Source organism: Agarivorans sp. Toyoura001 (assembly GCF_005405585.1).
Lineage (GTDB): Bacteria > Pseudomonadota > Gammaproteobacteria > Enterobacterales > Celerinatantimonadaceae > Agarivorans.
Genome location: NZ_BJEQ01000011.1, coordinates 35,724 through 47,256 on the forward strand (window position 1 = coordinate 35,724; position 11,533 = coordinate 47,256).

Here is an 11,533-nt window from a genome sequence, read left to right on the forward strand (position 1 = left end):
ATGTATGAATCTTTTTTTGGCTTAAGTGATAAACCATTTAAGCTTAGCCCAGACCCTAAATTTTTCTTCGCTAGCCCGCACCATGACCGTGCAGTGTCTTATCTACGTTATGGCCTTTCACAAGGAGAGGGCTTTATTGTTGTGACTGGACCAATTGGTACCGGTAAAACCACCATCGCCCGTAGTTTACTGGCCTCAATTGATGACTCGATTGTTGCCGCGCAAATTGCCACGACCAAGCTTAACCCAGACGAGTTAGTACGCTTAGTTGCCGCACAGTTTAATATTGACGTAGAAGGGCTCAATAAGGCCGATATTCTTAAACGTTTTGAGCAATATTTATTAACCCTAAACAAACAAGGCAAACGTGCTCTATTGGTGGTGGATGAAGCTCAAAATCTGCCTGCTGAAACAGTAGAAGAGCTGCGAATGCTGTCTAATTTTCAGCTCAATGATAAGCCCTTGTTCCAAAGCTTTCTATTAGGGCAAGAAGAGCTTAAGCCGATTATTGAATTACCTGAAATGGAGCAGTTTAGGCAGCGAATTATTGCTTCTTGCCACCTTCAGCCATTAGATGCGGATCAAACTCAAGGTTATATCCTGCATCGCTTAAAACAAGTCGGCTGGAACGAAAACCCAAAATTGGATGACGATATTTTTCAGCAAATTGCTGACTTTACCAAAGGGATTCCGCGGAAAATTAACATTTTTGCTGATCGCTTGTTTTTGTATGCTTTTCTTGAAGATCTCCATACTATTTCGCATGCTGATGTTGCTTCAGTGATTGAAGAAATGGGGGGCGAGCTTTCTGGATCGCTACAGGGTACGCCAGAACAACAGGGTGTTTCAGATATTGACGAAGTGCTCGGGCGCCAATATGAAAGCGCCATGGATGGGCAAAATCTGACTCGCGGTGCAGTGCTTAGTGACAATCAAATTAAAGCCAACCTATTGGACGTGTCTAGTTACCTTGAAGAAGTGGTGCTGCGAAAGATAAAAATCATTCGCTACTTAGATAAAATGATCGAAAAGAAGCGCAAAGAAATCGTTGAGTTAAGCGAAAACAATTAGACAAAGCCGCACGCTTTTATAAATACTCCCTAGTTAATACATGGAAGATCTCATTTGAGTATTATTGTTGGATTATTGGGATACAGCATAGCTGCAGTGGTGTATTTGCTGTTTAGTTTGCTGCTGTTAACGACCGTACAAAGCGGTTTTCAACGTAAAGCTCTCAGCTGGGTGGTATTTTTTACTCTGCTTTGGGCCGCCGTTGGGGCCAGTCAAATTCGGTTCGCCTTTCCCTTAGGCTATTTTTATGCGGTTGAAACTATCCGTAATGGTTTATGGTTTCTACTGCTTTACGCCACCATAGCTCCTCGCTTTGAGCTAACTAATTTGCTTAACGGCCCATGGCGCAGAAAAGGTGTTCTTCTCGGGCTACTTATTACCGCTTGCTTGCAACTCTTCGTGGCGGTTAGCAACCTGCCGTTAAATCAGCTTTGGTTGGTAACTCAGTTAGCGCAAACCGTTATTGGTTTATGGTTAATAGAGCAGCTTTACCGTAGAATTGAAGTCAACGCGCGCCCAACCATTAAACCAATGTGTTTAGGCCTTGGTGGCATGTTTGCTTTTGATTTTGCCTTATATGCGAATGCACTGATCACATCGGGGATTTCTTTTGATTTTTGGAGTTTGCGCGGTTTCGTTGCCGTTCTCGCAGCCCCATTAGTGCTATTAAGCGCGCGTAGAATTAAGCGTTGGTCTACCAAGATTTACGTTTCTCGTGATGTTATCTACCACAGTACCTTACTGCTAGTGGCTGGTGGTTACTTACTCATGATGGCGCTTGTGGGCTATTACATTCGCTATGCGGGTGGTGATTGGGGAAGCATGGCACAAAATGGTTTCTTTGCTTTAAGTGCCCTGATACTAGTGAGTTTGTTTCTATCTGAGCGTTTGCGTAAGCAGCTTAAGGTGCAAATTACTAAACATTTCTTTGCTAATAAATATGAGTACCGCGAAGAGTGGATGAAGTTTGCCGCCGTTCTGGAAGAAGACGGTGTATCACCTTATAACATTGCACTAAAAGCAATTAACCAACCATTTGACTGCCAATTTGCTAGCTTGGCAATTATTGAGAACGGTCGTTTCACGGTGAAATCTTGCTATAACGTCGCAGATGATGACCCACAAGTTTTACTGTGTTTAGAACACTTGGCCTTCCAAGCGATTGAACATCAATGGATCATTGATATAGACGAATTGAAAGAAGACTCTAGCGTTGTACCGTTTACGGTTTCCTCTGAGATGCTGCAACAAGTCAGTAAGTTTAGTTACTTGGTTCCCACTAGCACTGGTGAGGGGTTTAAAGGTGTCATTCTATTGTCATCACCTACCGCTATCCACAGCGTTAACTGGGAAGATCGAGACTTAATGCGCGCGATTAGCCGCCAGTTAGCAGTATTCCTAAATTTGCATCGCTCTAACTTAGCGCTAGCCGAAAGCCAGCAGTTTGATACCTTTAATCGCATGTCGGCTTATTTGGTTCACGATCTAAAGAACGTGTTGGCGCAGTTGCAGTTAATGTCTAAAAACGCTATTAAACATAAACACAATCCAGAGTTTATTGATGACGCATTCGAAACCGTAGATTCGGCAGCAAATCGTTTAGCTAAAGTGGTGGCGCATTTAAGTAAAAAGCAACGGGTAGATACTGTGGTCGCTCCCTTTTTATTAAAAAAGGCACTGCAGCAGGTCGTAGAATCGCGTTCAATGGGCCAACCTAAGCCGCAGTTACGTTTTTCTTTAGAAGACGACTTTGAGTTAGTTGGCGACCAAGAGCGTTTTATTAATGTGCTTTCTCATTTAGTACAAAATGCTCAAGACGCTACTCAAGCCTCTGGCGAGATCTTGATTAAGGCGAGCTCTCAGGACAAAGATTGCATCGTAGAGGTTGAAGATAACGGCGAAGGGATGAGCGTAGAGTTTATTGATACGCGCTTATTCAAGCCATTTGATACCACCAAGGGTAATGCAGGCATGGGTGTAGGCGCCTATGATGCAAAACGCTTTGTTGAAGAACTTGGTGGGCATATACAGGTTAAGAGTCATGTAGGCGAGGGAAGTTTATTCCGCTTGTTTCTACCAATTCATAAGATTTAGCTGGCAGTTGCTGCGAGCTTGCGTAAACGGATGAAATAAACATGGAAACGTTACTGGTTGTTGAAGACGACCCTGGTATTCAAAAACAGTTGAAATGGAGCTTTAGCGACTACCAAGTGATTATTGCTGGTGATCGTAAAGAAGCGATCACCGCATTAAGACGTTACGAACCTAAAGTGGTAACCTTAGATCTTGGTTTACCACCAGATGAAGCCAACGCCAGTGAGGGTTTAGCAACTCTCAAAGAAATGCTTGAGCTAAACCCTAAGCTTAAAGTTATAGTGATCACCGGCAACGAAGAGAAAGACAACGCGCTTAGCGCTATTGCTATGGGCGCGCATGATTTTTATCAAAAGCCGATTGATGACGATACCCTCTCGGTTATTATCGCTCGCGCCTTTTGGGTTGCCAATATTGAGCTAGAGAATGAAGCGCTAAAAGGTGCTTCTTTAGATAACAATGGCTTTTTAGGGAACTCGCCAGAGGTTCAAAAAGTGTGCCGTATGGTAGAGCGTATTGCCCCTACTGAGGTCACTACGTTGTTGCTAGGTGAAAGTGGTACCGGTAAAGAAGTTCTTGCGCGAGCTATTCATCAGCAAAGCCCTCGTAAAGACCAACCATTTATTGCCATTAATTGTGCATCTATTCCAGAAAATTTGCTAGAAAGTGAATTGTTTGGATTTGAAAAAGGAGCCTTTACTGGGGCGCATAAAACCACTGAAGGAAAGATTGAGTGTGCCAACGGCGGCACCTTATTTCTCGATGAAATTGGTGATATGCCATATCCCTTACAAGCTAAAATTTTACGTTTCCTACAGGAAAAAATTGTAGAGCGAGTTGGTGGGCGTAAAGAGATCCCGGTGGATGTGAAAATAGTTTGCGCAACCCACCAAAACTTGCAGAACATGGTTGAGCAAAAAGAGTTCCGCGAAGATTTGTTTTATCGAATCAGTGAAATCACCATCAATATTCCACCATTGCGTGAGCGTGGAGAAGATGTGGTGTTGTTAGCGCGGGCTTTTTTGCAGAGCTACAATAAGCAAATGCAGCGTAACATTAATAACTTTAGTGATGATGCCATTACAGCTTTAACCAGTCACCGCTGGCCTGGCAATATTCGAGAGCTACAAAACAAAATTAAGTCTGCAGTTATTATGGCAGACAACAAGCAAATCACTGCGGAAGATTTAGCCTTGCCAATCGGCGATGAAGAGCAAATCAAGCTCGCCTTAAACTTACGTCACGTGCGTGAGGCCGCCGAGAAACAAGCCATTAATAAAGCATTAGCCTTAAGTAATGGGAACATTTCTAACACCTCCGGCTTGTTAGGCGTAACTCGACCTACCTTGTATTCTTTATTAGAAAAGTACGGATTAAAAACCGACTAGTTAATAAAACAACATCAACACTAAAAGCTGCTAAGCAGCCTTATCGCAACAAAAAATTGGGCTCCTGATGGACAATTCGCAAACAGAAATGAATATATTAGTGACTCCAGAAATGGCCAATTTCTCGGGTAAAATGCATGGTGGTGCCATGTTGAAAAAGCTTGATGAAGTGGCCTATACCACTGCCATTCAGTATTGCGGTAATTACGCTGTAACGCTGTCGGTAGACCAAGTGCTATTTAAGAACCCGGTTGAAATTGGCGAGTTTGTAACGTTTCTTGCATCGGTGAATTATACCGGTCGAACCTCAATGGAAATTGGCATTAAGGTAATAGCTAAAAACCTAAAAGAACAAACCGTTCGCCATACGCATTCGTGTTTCTTTACCATGGTTGCTGTAGACGACCAAGGCAACTCTGCGGAAGTTCCACCATTAAAGCCGGCAACCGAAGTCGCAAAACGCCGCTTTAGTGATGCCTTGCGCAGGCGTCAGCGCCGAATGGAAAAGGTGTAATTAATTTCACTATTGAGAAAGAAAAGGCCTGCATTAGCAGGCCTTTTTGTTTGCTTTGTAACAATCACTAATATCCATTTATTCGGTCGAAATATTCAGGCAAGAACAAGGAGATTTGCGGAATATAGGTAATCAATATCAGGAAGAACAGCAGTAAACTAAGCCAAGGTAAACAAGCCTTAATCACCCAACCCATACTCTTGCCAGTAATGCCCGCGGTCACAAACAAATTGAGCCCAACAGGGGGGGTCAACATTCCAATCTCCATATTCACCACCATAATAATGCCTAAGTGAATGGGGTCGATGCCCAACTGAGTAGCAATGGGGAACAGTATTGGCGCCATAATCAGCAATATTGCCGACGGCTCCATAAAGTTACCGGCAATCAGCAGTAAAATATTTACAACTATCAAAAACGCCCAAGGTTGTAGGCCATGAGCCACAATCGATTCGGCAATCATGTGTGGGATGCGCTCGGTAGTAAGCACGTGAGCAAACAACATCGCATTGGCAATAATGAATAGCAGCATAATGCTGACTTTTGCCGCATCTTTGATCACTTGGCGCACTTCTGGGTCGGTCACAGACTTGACTATGCTGATTGGAAATAACATCAAGTTACGGCTTGTGGCTGCCATCATGCTTTCGCCTTGATTTCGCCAAGCTTGTTCTTTGATTGGCCCAATATCTCTATAACCAAATACCGATACTAAAAAAGCATAAATAGCCGCCACCGAGGCTGCTTCGGTGGGGCTAGCAACACCGCCATAAATTGAGCCAAGTACAATAACAATCAGCATTAAGCCGCCGGTCGCTTTAAGCGCAGAAATGCCCCATTGGCGAATACCAGGGTAAGCCTGAGCAGGTAGGTTTTTAATTCTGGCCACAATGTATATGGCTATCATTAAAATGCTGCCCATCATTAGGCCCGGTATAAAACCCGCCATAAACATGCGCGAGGCCGATACTTCGGTAGCCGCTGCGTAAACCAGCATTACAATAGAGGGCGGAATTAGAATGCCCAAAGTGCCGGCGTTGGCTATAACACCTGCTGCTAGTGATTCAGGGTAGCCTGAGCGCACCATGCCAGCGATAACAATAGAGCCAATCGCTGCCACTGTTGCTGGGCTTGAGCCAGATACCGCAGCAAACAACATACAGGCCAGCACTGAAGCCATGGCTAAGCCGCCGCGAATGTGGCCAACACTGTCCATGGCGAAATTAATCAGTCTACGAGCTACCCCACCTGTAGATAAAAACGCCGAAGATAAAATGAAGAAGGGGATAGCAAGTAAGGTGTAGTGCTCTGAAGTGGCTTCAAATAATTTTAACGCCACCGAGGCTAACGAATCGTTAGAAAATAATAGTATGGTGGTCATACTGGCAAAACCAAGCGCAATAGCGATGGGCATACCAATAATCATGCATACAAACAGTAAGATAAATAAGGTGAAGGTAGTCATGGTCAGTTCCTTTGCCGCAAGCGCTTATAGTTTTTTTAGTTCGTCGGCCAATTGCATACTTTCTTTGGCCTCATCGGCGAGGTGGAAACCATCTTGCTGATTCGTCGCAACTTTCCATCCCACTTCTAAAAAGCGGATTAGTAGCAACACAAAGCCGATAAACAACACACTCATGGTCTTCCATTTCTCTATGGGCAAATCTTCCATTTCAATGGCTATGCGCTGCAACTTGCTGAGGTAAACCCAAGAGCCATACATAAATAAGCAGCAGTAAAATAAACATAGGGTTAGGGCGACTAAGGTGAGCCATTTTCGTTGGGTAGGTGGTAATACCTTTACAAAGGCGTCTACGCCAATGTGGGCGCCTTCACGCACACCCCAGCTAGCGCCAAGCAGCACTAACCAAGCCGAGCAATAGAGAGTGACCTCTTGTACCCAGTGAATGCCAGCGTTGAAAACAAAGCGCATAATCACTTCAACAAATACCAGCAGGGTCATAGTCACTAACAAAAAAGCAATGAAGTTTTCTTCAAAGCGTCGAAACCAAATCACAAACTTCATGGGATATCCTTATCAGTACACCGAATACTTTTTGGGTATACGGTGAAAGGGCGCAGAGCGAGGGGTCTCTGCGCAAGCCGTTTTATTGGTTAGCCGCTGCTGCAGCGTCGATAATGTTTTTGCCAATTTCACCTTCAAACTGCTGCCAAACGGGTTTCATAGCTTCTACCCATTGCATGCGTTGTTCAGGGCTTAAAGAAATAACTTCAGAGCGTTTAGAGGCCATAATGTTAGCCTTATCTTTATCCGCTTTTTGCGCCGCAATTTGGTTACCGTGAGCAACCGCTTCGTCTAGCGCCGCTTTTAGCTCTGTGCGAATATCGTCAGGTAACTCAAGCCAAAATTCGGCAGATGTAACGATCAGATAATCCAATACCCCGTGGTTAGATTCAGTAATGCTGGCTTGCACTTCAAAGAATTTTTTTGAATAGATATTCGACCAAGTGTTCTCCTGACCATCAATGGCACGGGTTTGTAATAGGGTAAATACTTCCGAGAAAGGCTTTTTCAGTGGTACAGCATCTACTGCTTCAAATTGGGCAGCTAATACATCTGAGGACATAATTCTAAATTTTTTGCCTTTAGCATCTGCCGGTGTGTAAAGCGGTTCATTAGCCGATAACTGTTTCATGCCATTGTGCAAGTAACCTAAACCTACAAGGCCTTTGCTTTCCAAAGATGACAATAACTCTTGGCCTTCTGCGCTGGCTTGAAAGCGTTCAACGGCAGCCATGTCTTGGAACAAGAACGGAAGGTCAAATACTTGTAGCTTCTTGGTGTATTTTTTAAATTTTGATAAGGAAGGTGAGATGAGTTCAACATCGCCCAGTAACAAGGCTTCTAGCTCTTTACCATCACCGTAGAGTTGCGAGTTAGGGTAAACCTTCACGTCCACTTTACCGGGTAAACGTTGGTCGACTAATTCTTTAAACTTTAAGGCCATTTGGCCTTTGGGGGTGTTTTCTGCCACTACGTGTGAAAATTTAAGCTCAATGGGCGCTGCATTTACTACGCTAGCCAAAGCTAAACTTAATGCTGTGAGCGTGCTTGCCAATAATTTCATTTTTATCATCCTTGTGTAGGGTAAATTGCTTACAACGCTACAGCTCATAGCAAAGCTCAAGCCAAGAGTGATGACTATAGTTAAGTGATTGATATATAGTGGATAATTCGCAGGCTGCGGATGGCTGAGTATTTAGGACTAAAAATGTGGGGGGATATCCCCCCAAGGCATTTTAGCTAATGGGGGGAAAGTGACCCATTAATCTTCTTTATAATCGCCTTTCTCTAGTTGGTATTTTTTCATCTTTTCATAAAGGGTTTTACGGCCTATTTGTAGCTCTTCTTGAACCACTTTTAATTGGCCTTTATGGCGCTGCAAAGCGTCTTGTAATAAGGTGCGCTCAAAGCGGAATAGCTGCTCTGCAAGATTTAAACTTTGTTGATCATTATTAGCTTCGTTAAATGCTGCATCTTCGCCCATAAGCACCCACCTCTCGGCGAGGTTTCTTAATTCTCGCACATTGCCTGGCCAATCATGGTGAATTAGCTCAGACAGTCGTTGTGGGCTTATTTCAGGGCTATTCAGTTGATAGCGCGCGGCGGCAACCCGGAGAAAATTCTCTAGCAATAAGGGAATATCTTCACCACGCTCCCTAAGCGGTGGGATCTGCACTTCTACTACATTGAGTCGGTAGTAAAGATCGCTGCGAAATTCACCTTGCTCACCTAAGGTTTTTAAATCACTTTTGGTGGCGGCAAGGACTCGCAAGTTAAGCTGCGTGGCTTGATTACTGCCCAGTGGCTCTACACTACGTTCTTCTAGCACCCGCAATAGCTTTATCTGCAAAGCCATTGGCATGCTTTCTATTTCGTCTAGAAATAGTGTGCCGTTATTGGCAAAGGCAATCTTACCTATCCGTTTCTTTTGAGCACCAGTAAATGCCCCCGCTTCGTGGCCAAACAACTCACTTTCGATCATGGTTTCGGGAATCGCCCCACAGTTAATGGCCACAAAAGGGTGTTTGGCTCTAACGCTGTGGTCATGTAAGAAACGCGCAATTAACTCTTTGCCGGTACCTGTTTCGCCATTAATTAATACGTCTGCGGGCGTATCTTTAATGTGACTGAGTATTTTACGCAGCCGAACTATCGAGGGGGTAGAGCCCAAAATGCGCGGGCCTGGGCCACTTTGCGCATCTAGCTCAGCTTTTAGTTCGCGGTTCTCTAGGGTCAGCCGGCGTTTTTCTAAGGCCCGTTGCAGCACTTCTAATAGGTGGCTAGTGGAGAAAGGTTTTTCTAAAAAGTCGTAAGCACCATCACGAATGGCTTTGATAGCCATTGATATATCGCCATGACCGGTGAGCAAGATGATGGGTAAATCGGCATCAATTTGATGAGCCCGTTGCATCATTTCTAGTCCACTCAAACCAGGCATATTGATGTCAGAGATAATAACCCCTGGCCAAGTACGCTTTATTTGCCTTAGTGCTTGTTCTGCATTTTCAAAGCTTAAGCATTCGTAGTCTTCTAGCTCTAAGGTTTGCTTTAACGAGCGTAAAATATCTGGGTCATCATCGATAATTATGACTGGGGTATACACTCTCACCTCTTATAGTTGATTAGTGGCTGGCGGCGTTTGAGCGCGCAAACGGACGACAAACTCGGGGCCTATACCTGGTAAGTTACGTACGCTAAGTTCACCATCAAAAGATTCGATTAATCGTTTCGATATGGCCATGCCTAAACCCAGGCCTTGTTTTTTGGTGGTGAAAAAAGGCTCAAAAATACGTTTGAGCTGCTCATGGTTCAGCATTGGACCATTGTCCCAAATAGCAATGCATTGCCAGTCATCTTCTTGATATTGGCGGATCCCCAAACGCGCCTGCTGAATGTTTTCTAAGGCATCGATGGCATTGTTGATGAGGTTGATAAGCACCTGTTCTAGTTGAATGGCATCGGCTTTAACCCACTGTTGGTTTTGGCCGCTAAATTCAATTTTTATTTGATTGGAAACAATTCGATTGGCCAAAATGGATAAGGCCGCATTAATGGATACCGCACTAGACACCGCACTGGTTTGGCCTTGGGATTTACGGGAGAAGATCTTAAACTTAGCAATCATTTTGCTCATCATTAAGGTGAGCTTAAGAATATCTTGTAGATTGTTGGTGACTTGCTGATGCTGCTGCTTTTCTTGAAAGCGCAAGGCATTCTCGGCATAACTTTGCATAGCTGTAAGTGGCTGGTTTAATTCATGATTAATACCCGCCGAAAGCTCTCCCAAGGTAGCTAACTTAGCCGTTTGCACCAGTTCATCTTCGGTTTTCTTTAGCGTGCTAGCGGTACGTTGATAATCGTCAATGGCCTGCTGTAATTGGCGGTTACTGCTGGTGAGCTCTGCAGTACGCAGCTGAACACGGGTTTCTAATTCTTGATTTATTTCAGTTTGTAATTGGCGCCTAGCTTGCAGCTGACGCCAGTATAAATAAAGCAATACCAAACCCAAATAGAATAGCGAACTTAAGAACAGCGCTTCGCCAATGTCGCTGCTATAGCCTCTATCTTCCGACAAGGCATATAAGCGCCAGCCGGCCGTGGGTAATACTCGAGTAATACTGTTGTAGTCTATCTGTTGGCCGCTGTAGTCCGGCAAGTTAATACTGCTTTCATGTAAGTTTTCAGCCATGTTTGGCAGCTTATTATCACCGTACTGGCGTGAGTTAATAAGCTGTTGGCGCAGTGATTCCGGCAACGGTTTTATGCTGTTGTATAGCCAATGAGTTTGGGAGGCATAAAACACCACGCCGTGTTTGTCGGTAAGCAGGTATTCGAAATTAGGGTCTCGCCAACTCTTGTCAATGATATTGAGGGCGACCTTCACAACCAATACACCAATGACCCGCTGCTTAAGCATGACCGGTGCAGAGAAGTAGTAACCGCGAACGCCAGAGCGAGAGCCAAGCGCAAAATACTGACCGTACTTGCCTAAAATAGCAGTTTGAAAATAGGGGCGGTAGCTATAACTACTGCCGACAAATGAGCGGGCACTTTGCCAATTGCTAGAAGCTAACGTAGTGCCGGAAGGGTCTAATAAGTAGGTGACATCGCTGCCCTGAAGCTGATTAACTTGCTGTAAATATAGGTTAAGAGCTTGGCGGCGTTGGCTACTCAAATTAAGGCTCAGCGGCTCAATAAGCTGCTGTTGTATGGCAAGTACTTTAGGAAAGTTTCTAAAGCGGTCCAGCTCGTGTTGAATACTGCGTTGTAAGCGCTGGCTTTCTTCGAGTAATTGGCGTTGTTGTTGCTGTTTCGCTTGATATTGAGCGGTAACACCAGCAAGCAGCATAAGCGTTAACCAGCCTAGTAACAATACTAGCTTTTGTCCTAAGGAGAGTTCGTTTTTCAGACGCTGTTCCATAGCAAGCCAATCCACTCATT

At 44.4% G+C, this 11,533-nt stretch carries 9 protein-coding genes; 4 read left to right on the forward strand and 5 right to left on the reverse strand.

Annotated elements, in window-relative coordinates; translation table 11 throughout:
- The 4 genes from FFR00_RS13510 (at position 1) to FFR00_RS13525 (ending at position 5,067) form a co-directional block, all read left to right on the forward strand.
- Positions 1 to 1,071, forward strand: a complete 1,071-nt coding sequence (locus FFR00_RS13510; RefSeq protein ID WP_137673936.1) for an XrtA/PEP-CTERM system-associated ATPase — start codon at positions 1 to 3, stop codon at positions 1,069 to 1,071.
- 54 nt (positions 1,072 to 1,125) lie between these two features.
- On the forward strand, positions 1,126 to 3,165 hold the full coding sequence (gene prsK, locus FFR00_RS13515) for an XrtA/PEP-CTERM system histidine kinase PrsK (protein WP_161985170.1): 2,040 nt from the start codon (positions 1,126 to 1,128) through the stop codon (positions 3,163 to 3,165).
- Between the two features lie 41 nt (positions 3,166 to 3,206).
- A complete protein-coding gene (prsR, locus tag FFR00_RS13520) occupies positions 3,207 to 4,553 on the forward strand; it encodes a PEP-CTERM-box response regulator transcription factor (RefSeq protein ID WP_137673938.1) in 1,347 nt (448 codons plus the stop codon).
- A gap of 67 nt (positions 4,554 to 4,620) precedes the next feature.
- Positions 4,621 to 5,067 carry an acyl-CoA thioesterase gene (locus FFR00_RS13525; RefSeq protein ID WP_137673939.1) on the forward strand — a complete coding sequence of 149 codons (447 nt, stop codon included), beginning with the start codon at positions 4,621 to 4,623 and terminating at the stop codon, positions 5,065 to 5,067.
- 67 nt (positions 5,068 to 5,134) lie between these two features.
- Here the strand turns inward: FFR00_RS13525 and FFR00_RS13530 are convergent, their stop codons facing one another.
- The 5 genes from FFR00_RS13530 to FFR00_RS13550 all read right to left on the reverse strand — a co-directional run bounded on the left by FFR00_RS13530 (position 5,135) and on the right by FFR00_RS13550 (position 11,513).
- Complete coding sequence (locus tag FFR00_RS13530) at positions 5,135 to 6,532, reverse strand: TRAP transporter large permease (RefSeq protein WP_137673940.1); 1,398 nt, start codon at positions 6,530 to 6,532, stop codon at positions 5,135 to 5,137.
- Positions 6,533 to 6,556: 24 nt separating this feature from the next.
- Positions 6,557 to 7,093 (reverse strand): TRAP transporter small permease, encoded by a 537-nt coding sequence (locus FFR00_RS13535; protein WP_137673941.1) that lies wholly within the window; start codon positions 7,091 to 7,093, stop codon positions 6,557 to 6,559.
- Between the two features lie 82 nt (positions 7,094 to 7,175).
- On the reverse strand, positions 7,176 to 8,156 hold the full coding sequence (locus FFR00_RS13540; RefSeq protein ID WP_174235957.1) for a TRAP transporter substrate-binding protein: 981 nt from the start codon (positions 8,154 to 8,156) through the stop codon (positions 7,176 to 7,178).
- Positions 8,157 to 8,354: 198 nt separating this feature from the next.
- Positions 8,355 to 9,695, reverse strand: coding sequence for a sigma-54 dependent transcriptional regulator (locus tag FFR00_RS13545; RefSeq protein WP_137673943.1), 1,341 nt, complete (start codon positions 9,693 to 9,695; stop codon positions 8,355 to 8,357).
- A 9-nt stretch (positions 9,696 to 9,704) separates the two neighbouring features.
- Positions 9,705 to 11,513 carry an ATP-binding protein gene (locus FFR00_RS13550; protein WP_137673944.1) on the reverse strand — a complete coding sequence of 603 codons (1,809 nt, stop codon included), beginning with the start codon at positions 11,511 to 11,513 and terminating at the stop codon, positions 9,705 to 9,707.
- Positions 11,514 to 11,533: the final 20 nt, after the last annotated feature.